11 protein-coding genes and 1 pseudogene are annotated in these 14,071 nt (G+C 61.1%); 8 read left to right on the forward strand and 4 right to left on the reverse strand.

Annotated features, from left to right (window positions below; genetic code table 11):
* The first annotated feature begins 96 nt into the window (after positions 1-96).
* The 5 genes and pseudogenes from dnaA to PCA20602_RS26370 all read left to right on the forward strand — a co-directional run.
* Positions 97-1,635 (forward strand): chromosomal replication initiator protein DnaA, encoded by a 1,539-nt coding sequence (dnaA, locus tag PCA20602_RS07155; protein WP_150720641.1) that lies wholly within the window; start codon positions 97-99, stop codon positions 1,633-1,635.
* Between the two features lie 263 nt (positions 1,636-1,898).
* The gene (gene dnaN, locus PCA20602_RS07160; protein ID WP_046290265.1) at positions 1,899-3,005 is read left to right on the forward strand and encodes a DNA polymerase III subunit beta; all 1,107 of its coding nucleotides are present in this window, start codon (positions 1,899-1,901) and stop codon (positions 3,003-3,005) included.
* Positions 3,006-3,185: 180 nt separating this feature from the next.
* Positions 3,186-5,663 (forward strand): DNA topoisomerase (ATP-hydrolyzing) subunit B, encoded by a 2,478-nt coding sequence (gene gyrB, locus PCA20602_RS07165; RefSeq protein ID WP_150720642.1) that lies wholly within the window; start codon positions 3,186-3,188, stop codon positions 5,661-5,663.
* A 120-nt stretch (positions 5,664-5,783) separates the two neighbouring features.
* Positions 5,784-5,972 (forward strand): helix-turn-helix domain-containing protein, encoded by a 189-nt coding sequence (locus PCA20602_RS26365; protein WP_150720643.1) that lies wholly within the window; start codon positions 5,784-5,786, stop codon positions 5,970-5,972.
* Between the two features lie 137 nt (positions 5,973-6,109).
* Positions 6,110-6,520, forward strand: a pseudogene (locus PCA20602_RS26370) (IS3 family transposase); the annotation flags it as partial.
* Positions 6,521-6,598: 78 nt separating this feature from the next.
* On the opposite strand, the gene PCA20602_RS07180 reads toward PCA20602_RS26370, so the two are convergent.
* Together PCA20602_RS07180 and fmdA are read right to left on the reverse strand one after the other, a co-directional pair.
* Complete coding sequence (locus PCA20602_RS07180; protein WP_150720645.1) at positions 6,599-6,937, reverse strand: FmdB family zinc ribbon protein; 339 nt, start codon at positions 6,935-6,937, stop codon at positions 6,599-6,601.
* Positions 6,938-6,962: 25 nt separating this feature from the next.
* Positions 6,963-8,201 carry a formamidase gene (gene fmdA / locus PCA20602_RS07185; protein ID WP_150720646.1) on the reverse strand — a complete coding sequence of 413 codons (1,239 nt, stop codon included), beginning with the start codon at positions 8,199-8,201 and terminating at the stop codon, positions 6,963-6,965.
* 372 nt (positions 8,202-8,573) lie between these two features.
* Here fmdA and gdhA point away from each other — a divergent pair, with 372 nt between their 5' ends.
* The gene (gene gdhA / locus PCA20602_RS07190) at positions 8,574-9,917 is read left to right on the forward strand and encodes an NADP-specific glutamate dehydrogenase (RefSeq protein ID WP_150720647.1); all 1,344 of its coding nucleotides are present in this window, start codon (positions 8,574-8,576) and stop codon (positions 9,915-9,917) included.
* Positions 9,918-9,927: 10 nt separating this feature from the next.
* Positions 9,928-10,773, forward strand: coding sequence for a class I SAM-dependent methyltransferase (locus PCA20602_RS07195; protein WP_150720648.1), 846 nt, complete (start codon positions 9,928-9,930; stop codon positions 10,771-10,773).
* On the opposite strand, the gene PCA20602_RS07200 is transcribed toward PCA20602_RS07195, so the two are convergent.
* Both PCA20602_RS07200 and prpR read right to left on the reverse strand, forming a co-directional pair.
* Entirely contained in the window at positions 10,755-10,895 is a 141-nt protein-coding gene (locus PCA20602_RS07200) for a GyrI-like domain-containing protein (protein WP_150721083.1), read from the reverse strand. The two genes, PCA20602_RS07195 and PCA20602_RS07200, sit on opposite strands and share 19 nt — an antisense overlap.
* Before the next feature lie 25 nt (positions 10,896-10,920).
* On the reverse strand, positions 10,921-12,930 hold the full coding sequence (prpR, locus tag PCA20602_RS07205) for a propionate catabolism operon regulatory protein PrpR (protein ID WP_150720649.1): 2,010 nt from the start codon (positions 12,928-12,930) through the stop codon (positions 10,921-10,923).
* A 258-nt stretch (positions 12,931-13,188) separates the two neighbouring features.
* Between prpR and PCA20602_RS07210 the strand changes: the two genes are divergently transcribed.
* Positions 13,189-14,070: an isocitrate lyase/PEP mutase family protein gene (locus PCA20602_RS07210; protein WP_150720650.1), complete on the forward strand. Its 882-nt coding sequence runs from the start codon at positions 13,189-13,191 to the stop codon at positions 14,068-14,070.
* Position 14,071 lies beyond the last annotated feature (1 nt).

Raw genomic sequence — 14,071 nt, forward strand, 5'->3', positions numbered from 1 at the left:
ACGTTTCGTCCCCATATCTGATGTAACGGATAGTGGGCGAAATAGTGCCAGACCGATGTCGTCGGATGGGCTCCGCGCCACCTGGATACACGCTGCATGAACGATTTCTGGCAACACTGCGCGACCCGTCTCGAACAAGAGCTCACGCCCCAGCAATTCCGCACCTGGATCAAACCGCTGGCGCCGCTCGACTTCGACGAACAGGCGCGCACGCTCAAGATCGGCGCGCCCAACCGCTTCAAGCTGGATTGGGTGAGGAGCCAGTTCTCCGGGCGAATCCAGACCATGGCGTCGGACTATTGGAACGCCCCGATCGAAGTGACGTTCGTTCTCGATCCGAAGGCGGGTCTGCGCGTGCCCTCCTCGACCCCTGCTCCGGCACCCGCCCCGACGCCGAGCGTCGCACCGGCCCCCGTGCCGACGAGCGTCGCGCGTGCCAACCCTGCCGCCGCTGCCGCGCAGGCTGCGGTCGCGGGTGGTCATGCGGCCGATACAGCGTCGCTCGACGGGGAGCGCCCCGATCTGGAAGCGAGCGAAGCCGAGGCGGTGCGCCGCAACTGGCGAGTGACGCCGCAGGAGCCGGTTCAGGTCGGCGAAGTCGAGTCGATCTATGAGCGCTCGAAGCTCAACCCGGTGCTGACCTTCGACAATTTCGTCACCGGTAAGTCGAACCAGCTGGCCCGCGCTGCGGCGATCCAGGTCGCGAACAACCCGGGTACCTCGTACAACCCGCTGTTCCTGTATGGCGGCGTCGGTCTTGGTAAGACCCACTTGATCCATGCCATCGGCAACCAGTTGCTGGCCGAGAAGCAGAACCCGCGCATTCGCTATATCCACGCCGAGCAATACGTGTCAGACGTGGTCAAGGCGTATCAGCGCAAGGCCTTCGACGAATTCAAGCGTTACTACCACTCGCTCGATCTGCTGCTGATCGACGATATTCAGTTCTTCTCGGGCAAAAGCCGTACGCAGGAAGAATTCTTCTACGCGTTCGAGGCGCTGATTGCGAACCGTGCGCAGGTGATCATCACGAGCGACACGTACCCGAAGGAAATCACCGGCATCGACGACCGGCTGATTTCGCGCTTCGATTCGGGGCTGACGGTGGCCATCGAGCCGCCAGAGCTCGAAATGCGCGTGGCGATCCTGATCAAGAAGGCGCAGGCCGAAGGCGTGGGGCTCTCGGAGGACGTGGCGTTCTTCGTCGGTAAGCACTTGCGCTCGAACGTCCGTGAACTGGAGGGCGCGCTGCGCAAGATCCTGGCGTACTCGAAGTTCCACGGTCGCGAGATCACGATCGAGCTGACGAAGGAAGCGCTGAAAGATCTGTTGACGGTTCAGAATCGTCAGATTTCTGTCGAGAACATCCAGAAGACGGTCGCCGATTTTTACAATATCAAGGTCGCCGACATGTATTCGAAAAAGCGCCCTGCCAATATTGCACGGCCGCGGCAGATTGCGATGTATCTGGCGAAGGAGCTGACGCAGAAGAGCCTGCCGGAAATCGGCGAACTGTTCGGCGGACGCGACCATACGACCGTGCTGCACGCCGTACGCAAGATTGCAGAAGAGCGGGGCAAGGACGCGCAGCTCAACCACGAGTTGCACGTGCTGGAGCAGACGCTCAAGGGGTAACGGACCGGTTGGGGCCGGCGTCACGGCCGACGAATTCTCAGGGTGTCGGGCGGGGTTGCCCGGATCCCTGTGGATAAGCTGGGTGCGGTTTGGGGGGAACTGGGGTTTTCGGGCACAATAGCGGATCGGCGCACAATGCGTCCCCGGCTCGTCCACAGCGTTTTCCGCCCTGTTATCCCATCTGCAAGCGATTGATTGATAAGGGAATCTTCGGGTTTTCAGCAGAAACTGGCACCCGTTAACAGTTACTACGAAGGATAAATATGCAATTGGTCAAAACTCAACGAGACAATCTGCTGCGGCCGCTGCAAATTGTGAGTGGCATCGTCGAGCGTCGCCACACGTTGCCGATTCTGGCCAATTTGCTGATTCGCAAGCACGGACAGGACATTTCCTTCCTGTCGACCGATCTCGAGTTGCAGATCACGACCACCGCTGATTGCGGTGCCGGCGCCGATGACGTGGCGACGACCGTGGCCGCGCGCAAGTTGCTCGACATCCTTCGCAACATGCCGGACGCCGAAGTCGCGTTGTCGCTCTCCGACAAGCGTCTGACGGTGCAGGCCGGCAAGAGCCGTTTCCAGTTGCAGACGCTGGCGGCCGAAGATTTCCCGACGGTGGCTGAGGCCAACGACTACGCCGCGAGCTTCGCGCTGCCGCAGCGTGCGTTCCGCCAACTGCTGGGCATGGTGCACTTCGCCATGGCGCAGCAGGACATCCGTTATTACCTGAACGGCATGCTGCTGGTGGTCGAGGGCGAGAAGATCGAAGCGGTGGCGACGGACGGTCACCGTCTGGCGTACTGCAACACGACGATTGCGGGCGAAAAGTTTGCGCGTCAGGAAGTGATCATTCCGCGCAAGACGATTCTCGAATTGCAGCGTCTGCTCGAAGACATCGACGATCCGGTGCAGATCGACGTGGCGCCGAGCCAGGTCAAGTTCCGTTTCGCGAACGTCGAGCTGGTGTCGAAGCTGGTCGAGGGCAAGTTCCCCGACTTCAACCGAGTGATCCCGAAGGGTTACAACAAGAGCTTCGTGATCAGCCGTGAAGAGCTGCATCGTTCGTTGCAGCGCGCCGCGATCGTGACGTCGGACAAGTTCAAGGGTGTGCGTTTCCTGGTGAGCGAAAACCAGTTGAAGATCAGCGCGAACAACACCGAAAACGAAGAAGCGCAAGAAGAAATCGAGATCGATTACACGGGCGAGTCGGTGGACATCGGCTTTAACGTGACGTATCTGCTCGACGTGCTGTCGAACCTCAAGGTCGAGCAGGTGAAGGTCAGCCTCGGCGACGCCAATTCGAGCGCGCTGATCACCCTGCCTGACAACGACGAATTCAAGTACGTCGTCATGCCGATGCGCATTTGAGCGGCTTGTCCGCCATACGCGCCGTCACACATGCGCGAAGGGGCCGAGCGCCCCTTTGGCGTTTCTAGAGAATTATCCTTTTGCGGGATAAGCGGCCTTCGGAGCGCCAAAAGCGTTCGGGGGGCGGCAGGTCATGAAGCAGTAATTCGTCAGAAATGACGCAGTAACCGGAAGATTGTCATGAGCGAACAGCAAAAGCAGGCCGAAAGCGGCTATGGTGCAGCCTCCATTCAGATCCTCGAGGGTCTGGAGGCTGTGCGCAAGCGTCCCGGCATGTACATTGGCGACACGTCGGACGGTACGGGTCTGCATCACCTGGTTTTCGAGGTGCTGGACAACTCGATCGACGAGGCGCTTGCGGGTTACTGCGATGACATCCACGTGATCATTCACGCGGACAATTCCATTTCCGTGACGGACAACGGTCGCGGTATTCCCACGGGCATCAAGTTCGACGACAAGCACGAGCCGAAGCGTAGCGCGGCGGAAATCGTGATGACGGAGCTGCACGCCGGCGGCAAGTTCGACCAGAACAGCTACAAGGTGTCGGGCGGTCTGCACGGTGTGGGTGTGTCGTGCGTGAACGCGCTCTCGTCGTACCTCAAGGTCACCGTGCGTCGCGACGGCAAGAAGCACTTCATGGAATTCCACCGTGGCGTGCCGCAGAACCGTGAGATCGAGATGGTCGACGGCGTTGAGACGTCGCCGCTCAAGGTGTTGGGCGACACGGACAAGCGCGGCACGGAAGTGCACTTCCTGGCTGACGAAACGATCTTCGGCAAGGTCGAATTCCACTACGACATTCTCGCCAAGCGCATGCGCGAGCTGTCCTTCCTGAACAACGGCGTTCGCATTCGTCTGACGGATCAGCGCACGGGCAAGGAAGACGATTTCGCGTTCGGTGGCGGCGTGAAGGGCTTCGTCGAGTACATCAACAAGTCGAAGACGGTGCTGCACCCGACCGTCTTCCACGTGATGGGCGAGCGCGACGGCATTGGCGTGGAAGTCGCCATGCAGTGGAACGACAGCTACAACGAATCGGTGCTGTGTTTCACGAACAACATTCCGCAGCGTGACGGCGGTACGCACTTGACCGGTCTGCGTGCGGCGATGACGCGCGTGATCAACAAGTACATCGCCGAGAGCGAGATCGCCAAGAAGGCCAAGGTCGAGACGACGGGCGACGACATGCGCGAGGGTCTGACCTGCGTGTTGTCGGTGAAGGTGCCTGAGCCGAAGTTCTCGTCGCAGACGAAGGACAAGCTGGTGTCGTCCGAAGTGCGTGCGCCGGTGGAAGAGTACGTGGCGAAGGCGCTGGAGGATTTCCTGCAAGAGACGCCGATCGACGCGAAGATCATTTGCTCGAAGATCGTGGAAGCGGCGCGTGCGCGCGACGCGGCACGCAAGGCGCGTGAAATGACGCGTCGTAAGGGCGTGCTCGACGGCGTGGGTCTGCCGGGCAAGCTGGCGGACTGCCAGGAGAAGGATCCGGCGCTGTGCGAAATCTACGTGGTCGAGGGTGACTCGGCAGGCGGTTCGGCAAAGCAGGGGCGCGACCGTAAGTTCCAGGCGATTCTGCCGTTGCGCGGCAAGGTGCTGAACGTCGAGAAGGCGCGTTTCGACAAGCTGATTTCGAGCGAGCAGATCGTGACGCTGATTACCGCGCTGGGTTGCGGTATCGGCAAGGACGACTACAACATCGACAAGCTGCGTTATCACCGCATCATCATCATGACCGATGCTGACGTGGACGGTGCGCACATCCGTACGCTGTTGCTGACGTTCCTGTACCGTCAGGTGCCGGAGCTGATTGAGCGCGGCTACGTGTACATTGCGCAGCCGCCGCTGTACAAGGTCAAGCACAACAAGGACGAGCGTTACATCAAGGACGAGTCCGAGTTGGGTCAGTACATGCTGAAGCTGGCGCTGAACAATGCGGAGCTGGTGCCGACGACGGGCGCAGCCCCGATTTCGGGCGATGCACTGGGCGAATTGACGCGCAGCTATCAGTTGTCGGATGGCGTGATCGAGCGTCTGAGCCGCGTGTATGAGGCCTCGGTGCTGACGGCGGTGACCGAGGGCGTCGACATCGATCTGACCAACGAAGAAGTCGCGAAGCGATCGGCGGCGGCATTGGAAGCGGCGTTGAGCAATGACCCGCTGGCGCCGGAGATCACGATCACGGCGGTGACGGAAGACGTCGAGAATGCGGATCCGGTGGTGTCGCTGCGTGTGGAGCGTCGTCATCACGGCAACGTGAAGGTCAGCGTGATCGATCCGGACTTCCTGCAAACGGCGGACTATGCGCAGTTGCAGAAGACGGCCGAGACGTTCAAGGGCCTGATTGGCGAAGGTGCGACGATCAAGCGCGGCGAGCGTTCGCAATCGGTGACGAACTTCAAGTCGGCGATGAAGTGGCTGATGGCCGATGCGGAGAGCAAGGTCTCGAAGCAGCGCTATAAGGGCCTGGGCGAAATGAACGCCGAACAGCTCTGGGAAACGACGATGGACCCGACGGTCCGCCGCCTGCTCCGCGTACAGATCGAAGACGCCATTGCTGCCGACGGCATCTTCACGACGCTGATGGGTGACGATGTCGAACCGCGTCGCGCGTTTATCGAGAGCAATGCGCTGCGGGCTGGGAATATTGATGTTTGATTGGGGGGGCATGCCGTTGAATCAAAAGCGACCGCTTCCCAGTTCCCAATAATGAAAAAGCTCCCTTTGTGAACTGCACCCCAAAAGTTGGACGTAAATCCAACCTTTGGGGTGTTTTTCATGAGCGCGCGCTTCGATCTGCGAGAGGCCGCCAGTGTTTCTCGCTGGCAGCGCCAGTATCATGAGGGCGGAATCCACGCTCTGGAGCCGCGCCCCAAAGGCCGACGCCCATCTGTTATGTCCCCGCTCAGTCCCTCAGCCCCTCCCCCCAAAGAGAATGACACTCGCACCCGCGAGGAATTGCTCTAAGAACTTGAATATTTGCGTGCGGAGAACGCGTATCTAAAAAAGCTCGATGCCCTGCTCAAGCAAAAGGAGCAGGGCCAGTACCAAACGGGGCAAAAGAAAAAGCGCAAATAGTGCGCGAGTTACGCTCGCAATACTCACTGGCTAACGGCGAGATCATCGCTTGGCAGACCGGTGAGCGGCCTCACTGCGGCTTCGTAGGCAAGATGCTGGATCAAGCTATGCGGCGCCTGACTGGCAAGCAACGCCCCGTCTTGCACTCCGATCAAGGCTGGCAATATCAGATGAGCGACTGGCAGCGCAAACTTGCACAAAACGGCGTCGAGCAAAGCATGTCGCGACGGGGAAATTGCCTGGACAACGCCGCTATGGAAAGTTTTTTCGCTACGCTCAAGACAGAGTTTTTCTATCTGAACCGGTTCGAAAGCACCAAGCAATTATGCGATGGCTTGCGCGCATACATTCACTACTACAATCACGAACTCATCAGCCTCAAACGAAACGGGCTGAGTCCTGTGCAATACAGAACTCAGCCCGTAGACGTGCGCTGAGCAAACTTGACCGTCTAACTTTTTGGGGTCAGTTCAAAAGGGAGCTTTTTCATTTCGTAGCGACCCCTAGCAAAACGGCTAATGACTAATCATCCACGGTCTCCCCGCTGGTTGCTTCATGCCATTCGACGCCTCTGTCCCGGCGAACTTCACCTTCCCTGTCGAGCAGCAACTACACCCTGCCCTGTGTCCTCCCGTCGGTCCGTCTGATAACTGACGTGGCGCATTCGCAGCCCGCTCATTCGTCGCATGGGCGGCGCGGCTTGCACCTCCCATCAACGCCAGCGCCGGTGCCGTGATCACTCTCGCGCCTTCCGTCCCGCAGTCCGGGCAATGACACGGTGCATCGCGGTCCGCGATCCGGCGCATTACCGCAAACGTCCCGCACGTCGCACATTCGAAGTCGTATATCGGCATTGCTGTCTCCGTCGTGTGTAGCGTGTCAGGACTTCACCAGATCCGGCGAACACGGCATATCGATGCCGCCCTTCACATGACGGACCGGTCCATCGGCATTCGGACGAATATCGAAGTCGAAGATTTGTGTGGGCAACCACAGCGTCGCACACGCATTCGGAATATCCACCACACCGCTGATATGCCCTTGCACCGGCGCGCATCCCAGAATCGAGTACGCTTGCGCACCCGAATAGCCGAACTTCTTCAGATACTCGATGGCGTTCAGACACGCCTGACGATAGGCCACGGTCACGTCGAGATAATGCTGACCGCCGTTTTCGTCGACGGAAATACCCTCGAAAATCAGATAGTCGTTGTAGGTCGGCGTAATCGGACTCGGCTGGAACACCGGATTACGAATGCCGTACTTCTCCATCCCGCCCTTAATCACGTTCACGCGCATATGCACCCAGCCGGCCATCTCGATGGCGCCGCAGAACGTGATCTCGCCGTCCCCCTGACTGAAGTGAAGATCGCCCACGGAAAGCCCGGCGCCATCCACATACACCGGGAAGAAAATCTTCGAGCCGCGTGACAGATCCTTGATGTCGCAATTGCCGCCATGCTCGCGCGGCGGTACCGTTCGCGCACCCGACGCTGCCGCTTTCTCCCGCGCAGCACCCGACAATTTCCCCATGTGCGCCGTCGCTGCGAACGGCGGATTCGCTAGCGGTGGCACACGGTTCGGCTCCTTCGCAATCAGTCCCGTCTCACGGGCATTCCACGTCTCAAGCAGCTTCGGATCCGGCAAACATCCGATCAATCCCGGATGAATCAACCCCGCGAAATTCACGCCCGGAATGTGACGCGAACTCGTGTACACCCCGTGAAAATCCCAGATCGATTTCTGTGCGTGCGGAAAATGATCCGTCAGAAAGCCGCCACCGTTCGTCTTTGAAAAGAAGCCGTTGAATCCCCACTGGCTGTCCGCCTTCGCGCCGATATCCAACAGATCGACGACAAGCAAATCGCCCGGCGCTGCGCCTTTCACGCCGACGGGGCCGGACAGAAAGTGCACGATGGAAAGATCGATGTCGCGCACGTCGTCTGCGCTGTCGTCGTTCTTGATGAAGCCGCCGGTCCAGTCGTAGGTTTCGAGAATGAAGTCGTCACCGGGCTTTACCCAGCATGCCATCGGAATGTCCGGATGCCAGCGGTTATGCACCTGCTCATTCTCGTACGCGGATTGATTGAGATCGACTTTGATGAGAGTTTCTGCCATTTCTCGCTCCTGGTAACAAACGCCAGTGGGGGGCACCAGCGATTCAATTGACGCCGGGCGGCGTCGGATTCACACAGAGAGGTATTCGAGCAACTTCTGACATCAACTACACAGACGAACAACGCACAACGAACGCAAGCTGCTACAGCAGATAAATACAGACATGCTACGTACAAATGTGACGAACTGAGACGGTCCAGCAAAATCCGTACGCAAGCACTTCCAAAAGCACAAACACTTCGCACTACATCAAATTACGGCACGAACTACCGTATTTCCCCTGATTTTTATAATTGCAGATCATATCGCGATCCTAATTGGTGCAAAATACTTTCCCTGTACAGGAATAAGCACCATCGATGGGCATCCGAGATGAAATATCAATCACTTGACGACTTTCTGCGCGCCACCGGCGAGCGCAATCCCGGTCAACCGGAGTTCCTGCAAGCGGTCACGGAGGTGATGGAGAGCCTCTGGCCGTTCATATCGAAGCATCCCAAATACGCCGAGCACGGCCTGCTCGACCGTCTCGTCGAGCCGGAGCGCACCGTCATGTTCCGCGTCTCGTGGGTCGACGATCATGGCGACGTGCAGGTCAATCGCGGGTATCGCATCCAGCACAGTTCGGCCATCGGGCCGTACAAGGGCGGCCTGCGCTTCCACCCGTCGGTGAACCTCTCCATCCTCAAATTCCTCGCCTTCGAGCAGACGTTCAAGAACGCCCTCACCACGCTCCCGATGGGCGGCGGCAAAGGTGGCTCGGACTTCGATCCGAAGGGTAAGAGCCCCGGCGAAGTCATGCGCTTCTGTCAGGCGTTCGTCAGCGAACTCTTCCGTCACGTCGGCAGCGACACGGACGTGCCGGCGGGTGACATCGGCGTCGGCGGCCGTGAAGTCGGCTTCATGGCGGGCATGATGAAGAAGCTCTCCAACCGTGCCGATTGCGTCTTCACCGGTAAGGGGTTGTCGTTCGGCGGCTCGCTGATTCGTCCCGAGGCGACCGGCTACGGCACGGTGTACTTCGCCGAAGAGATGCTCAAGCAAACCGGGCGCAGCTTCGACGGCCTGCGCGTAAGCGTCTCCGGCTCAGGCAACGTCGCGCAATACGCCGTCGAGAAAGCAATGGCGCTCGGCGCGAAGGTCGTCACGGTCTCCGATTCGAGCGGCACCATCGTCGACGAAGACGGCTTCACCACCGAAAAGCTCGCCGAGTTGATGGACGTGAAGAACCACCACTACGGACGCGTCAGCGATTACGCCAAGCGCACCGGTGCAAAGTTTCTCGCGGGCGAGCGTCCGTGGCATATCCCGGTGGACGTCGCGCTGCCGTGCGCCACGCAGAACGAACTCAATGCCGAGGACGCCCAAACGCTGATCGCGAACGGCGTGATCTGCGTCGCGGAAGGCGCCAACATGCCGTCGACCAACGAGGCTGCCAAGCGCTTCGAAAGCAAGGGCATTCTGTACGCGCCCGGCAAGGCCAGTAACGCCGGCGGGGTTGCGACATCGGGTCTTGAGATGAGCCAGAACGCCATGCGCATCTCGTGGCCGCGCGAGGAGGTCGATGCGCGTCTGCACGACATCATGCGCAGCATTCACGAAGTCTGTGTGCAGCACGGTCGTCGTGCCGATGGCTCGGTGAGCTATGTCAACGGGGCCAATGTCGCAGGCTTCGTCAAGGTCGCCGACGCGATGCTCGCGCAAGGCGTGATCTGAGCTAGACACCATGCCCGAAACCAACACCCCTTTCGGTTCCAACGACGCCAACGACGCCGACGACGCCGACGACGCCGACGACGTTATCGAACACAATCGCGCCGCGTGGGATCGCCAGGCGGCGACGCAATGCGAATGGTCGCGCCCGGTCAGCGCTGAAGTCATTGCGGCCGCACGCGACGGCCAATGGGGCGTGCATCTCACGCCCTCCGCGCTCCCCGTCGGCTGGCTGCCCGACGATGTCCGGGGCCTGCGAATCCTGTGTCTCGCCTCGGCAGGCCGCCAGCAAGCCCCGGTATTGAGCGCAGCCGGGGCCAATGTCACCGTGCTGGATATCTCCTCAGCACAACTCGCGCAAGACGACAGGGTCGCGCGTCGCGACGGTCTGACGCTCACGACCCGGCAAGGCGATATGCGCGATCTGTCGATGTTCGACGACGGCGCGTTCGACATCATCTTCCATCCGGTGTCGAATCAATACGTGCCGGACATCCGTCCGGTGTGGCGCGAATGTTTCCGTGTACTGCGACCCGGCGGACGCCTCCTGAGCAGCTTCTTCAACCCGGTGGTGTTCGTCGCAGACCGCAACCCGGAGGACGCCGAGCAAGGCATCATCCGCCCGCGCTTCAAGGTGCCGTACTCGGACGTGCGCGATCTTCCGCCCGATGCCCTCGCCGCGAAGCAAGCCAACGGCGACGCCCTGGTTTTCGGTCACAGCCTCAGCGAGCAGATCGGCGGACAGCTCGACGCGGGTTTCCTGCTCAAGGGCTTTATCGAAGACGACCAACCCAATCCGCGATTCGTCATCGATCGCTTCATGGCGACGTTCGTTGCCACTTACGCGGTGAAGCCATGAACGGGAATCCAGATATCCAGCGTCCCCGTACCCGTCACCGGATCGAAGTCCGCGCTGTAACGCTCGAAGTCGGGGGCGTCGGCGGCTTGTAATCCGGGCGACGGCAGCCACTGGTGCCAGATGTGACGACACCGGCCGTGTCCTTCGTTACCCGGCTTTCATCAATCGCCAGAAGGTCGTTCGGCTGATGCCCAGCGAGCGCGCCGCAGCCGCGCGATTGCCGCCCGCCGCCTGCAACGCGGCAATGGCAGCCTCACGCGTGACGGCTTCGTGACGCTCTCCGGCATCGACTTCGATCTCCCGCTGCGAATCGCGGACCGGCGCACGTGTCTGCGTCAGACGCGCCAACTCCGGAAATACCTCATGCAGTGTTTGCGCATGCGCGGCGACGTCGTTATCGAGGTAGATCGCCGCGCGTGCAAGCAGGTTCTCCAGCTCACGCACGTTGCCCGGCCAGTCATAGCGGTCAAATAGCGGCGAGAGCACGTCGAGGATGGGTTTCATCACGCGCGCATTCAACCCGTATTGCACGGCATTTCTCGCCAGCAGCGTTTGCGCCAGCAGACGAATATCGTCGCGCCGCTCGCGCAGCGCCGGCAACATCACCTGCAACAGGTTCAGACGGAAATAGAGATCGGCACGGAAGCGTCCCTCTGCGACCAGTGCGTTCAGATCCCGGTGCGTCGCGGCGATGACGCGAACGTCGACCGGCACCGGACGCCCCGACCCCAGTCGCATCACCTCACGCTCCTGCAACACGCGCAACAACCGGCTCTGCATCGCCGCCGGCATTTCGCCGATCTCGTCGAGAAAGATCGTCCCCGTGTGTGCGATCTCGAACAGGCCCGCCTTCCCGCCGCGTCGCGCCCCCGTGAACGCCCCCTCGTCATGCCCGAACAACTCGCTCTCGATCAGCCCTTCGGGCAACGCGGCACAGTTGAAGGCGACGAACGGATTGCCGCGCCGTGCACTCGCATTGTGAATGCCCTGCGCGACCAACTCCTTGCCCGTGCCGCTCTCGCCCGTCAGTAGCACCGTGGCGTCGTGCGACGCGCCCGTTCGCGCAAGACGTCGCACTTTCTCGATCTGCGGCGAATCGCCGACCAGCTCCGCTAACTCATGCTTCGCGACGAGATGCCGGGGACGCTGCGTCGTGCGCAAGGACCGGTCGATGCGCTGCGCCATCTGCGCGTCCTGCACCGTGACCACGGCACCGGAGCGCATGCCGTGCTCGTAGATCGGCACGCAACTCGTGATGAATGCCCGGCCGTCGATATGCTCCAGACGCTCCTCGATGGCAAAACCGCTCTCCGACAGCTCCCGCAACATCGGCCCGAGCTTGCGCGTCAGTTCGAACTGACGTGCGCCAGGCGTGGCGATGCGCTCGCCATCCACATCCAGCAGCGTGAACATCGCGGGATTCACCGCTTCCAGTTGTCCGTTCTCGTCGAACGCCGCTACGCCATCGCGCATGTGCGCCACGATGGTATTCAGCCGCATGCGCTTCGACTCCTTCTCGCGACTCACGCGCGCGAGTTCGACGGAGCGCTCGAAGGCCTCCTCCACCGCGCCGAGGGAGTACAGGAAGACGTGTTCGAGCCCCGCCTCCTGCGCGAAGTCGCACGCCATGCCGGGACCGATGATGACTTTGCAGCCCTGCGCAGCGAGCGTGTCGACGGCGTCCTGCACTTCATCCACCGAGCGATACGCGCGCTGGCGGATCTGGATCTTGAGCAACTGGCCGAGATCGTCCAGCTCGCGCGATACGGTCTCGTGCAGCACCAGACCCAGCGGCTGGTCCGGCCACGTGGTCGTCGCACGCGTGATCGCACTGAGCACGTCGAATCCGTTGACCTTCACGGTCACGACCGGGACCGACAGGTTCTCGCGCAAGTACGCGCCGTTCGAACCGGCGGCCAGCACCACGTCGACCGCGCCCGACTCCACATACGACTGCAACGCCGCCACTGCCGCGCCGTAGCCCTCGCGCACGGAATAGAAGCGTGCGCGGTCGGTGTAGCGCGGGGCGACCGTCTCGCAAAGCGTCTGCAAGCGGCTGATGCTCACGAGGGCGATGCCGGGGCGACGGGCACGGGGATCGATGGGGGCGGGCGCAACGCGACGCGGCGGCTCCGCGCTGGTGTGGCTGGGGGGCATGACGGGTGTCTCCGAACGGCGCTGACGGCACGGCTTGAACGTTTCACGACACCGTTTCCGATGTGTTTCAAATGATGTTTCATGAAACGTTTCAAATACTGTTTCGCGAATTCTGCCACATCTGTGGAAAACAGACCGCCCAGCGCAAGCCCATGATTCGGCGGCGATTTTCGCGGCATTCTCAAGTTGAAGGCCGTCTGGCACGCAGATTGCGAACCGTGTCTCCATTTACCGATAACTCACACGGAGACCGTCATCATGACTACCGCGACCGCACAACGCCGCGCCGAATTCCGCCGCAAGGTCGAGGCCCGCCAAGGCCTGCTCGTCCCCGGCGCCTTCAACGCCCTTTCGGCACGCGTCATTGAAGACGCTGGTTTCGAGGCGCTCTACCTCACGGGCGCCGGCGTCACCAACATGTCGCTCGGTCTGCCCGACCTCGCGTTCATCGGCCTGGCGGAGATCGCCGAGCACACCGCCCGCGTGCGCGACGCCGTCTCGCTGCCCATCGTCGTCGACGCCGATACGGGCTTCGGCAACGCGCTGAACGTGCGTCACACGGTGCGCGTGCTGGAGCGCAGCGGTGCCGACGCCATCCAGTTCGAAGATCAGGTGTTGCCCAAGAAGTGCGGCCACTTCAACGGCAAGGCCGTGATCGGCGCCGACGAAATGGTGGGCAAGATCCGCGCCGCCGTCGATGCGCGGGAAGACGGCAATCTGCAAATCATCGCGCGCACCGACGCGGCCGCCGTGGAAGGCATCGAAGCGGCCATCGAGCGCGGCCACCGCTTCATCGAAGCCGGTGCCGACATCCTCTTCATCGAAGCGACGGAGACGCTGGCCGACATCGAGCGTCTGCCGGCGCTCTTCGATCATCCTCAACTGATCAACATCGTCATCGGCGGGAAGACGCCGACGCAGTCGCAGCCGCGTCTGGCCGAGCTGGGCTACGGCATCGTGCTGTACGCGAACGCCGCGCTGCAAAGCGCCGTGCTGGGTATGCAAAAGGCGCTGGGCACGCTGCGCGATAACGGACGTCTGGACGAAGATCCGTCGCTGGTGGTGCCGTTCGCGGAGCGTCAGCGTCTCGTGAACAAGCCGTTCTACGACGCCCTCGACAAGCAATACGCCGCCGACTGAG

The sequence above is a fragment of the Pandoraea capi genome, from assembly GCF_902459735.1.
GTDB lineage: Bacteria > Pseudomonadota > Gammaproteobacteria > Burkholderiales > Burkholderiaceae > Pandoraea > Pandoraea capi.

What these genes read in the sequence shown, in the direction of transcription:
- PCA20602_RS26365 (WP_150720643.1), top strand. Translation starts at nt 5,784, where the DNA reads ATGAGCGCGCGCTTCGATCTGCGAGAGGCCGCCAGTGTTTCTCGCTGG.
- fmdA (WP_150720646.1), bottom strand. Translation starts at nt 8,201, where the DNA reads ATGGCAGAAACTCTCATCAAAGTCGATCTCAATCAATCCGCGTACGAG.
- PCA20602_RS07180 (WP_150720645.1), bottom strand. Translation starts at nt 6,937, where the DNA reads ATGCCGATATACGACTTCGAATGTGCGACGTGCGGGACGTTTGCGGTA.
- prpR (WP_150720649.1), bottom strand. Translation starts at nt 12,930, where the DNA reads ATGCCCCCCAGCCACACCAGCGCGGAGCCGCCGCGTCGCGTTGCGCCC.
- dnaA (WP_150720641.1), top strand. Translation starts at nt 97, where the DNA reads ATGAACGATTTCTGGCAACACTGCGCGACCCGTCTCGAACAAGAGCTC.
- dnaN (WP_046290265.1), top strand. Translation starts at nt 1,899, where the DNA reads ATGCAATTGGTCAAAACTCAACGAGACAATCTGCTGCGGCCGCTGCAA.
- PCA20602_RS07210 (WP_150720650.1), top strand. Translation starts at nt 13,189, where the DNA reads ATGACTACCGCGACCGCACAACGCCGCGCCGAATTCCGCCGCAAGGTC.
- PCA20602_RS07195 (WP_150720648.1), top strand. Translation starts at nt 9,928, where the DNA reads ATGCCCGAAACCAACACCCCTTTCGGTTCCAACGACGCCAACGACGCC.
- gdhA (WP_150720647.1), top strand. Translation starts at nt 8,574, where the DNA reads ATGAAATATCAATCACTTGACGACTTTCTGCGCGCCACCGGCGAGCGC.
- gyrB (WP_150720642.1), top strand. Translation starts at nt 3,186, where the DNA reads ATGAGCGAACAGCAAAAGCAGGCCGAAAGCGGCTATGGTGCAGCCTCC.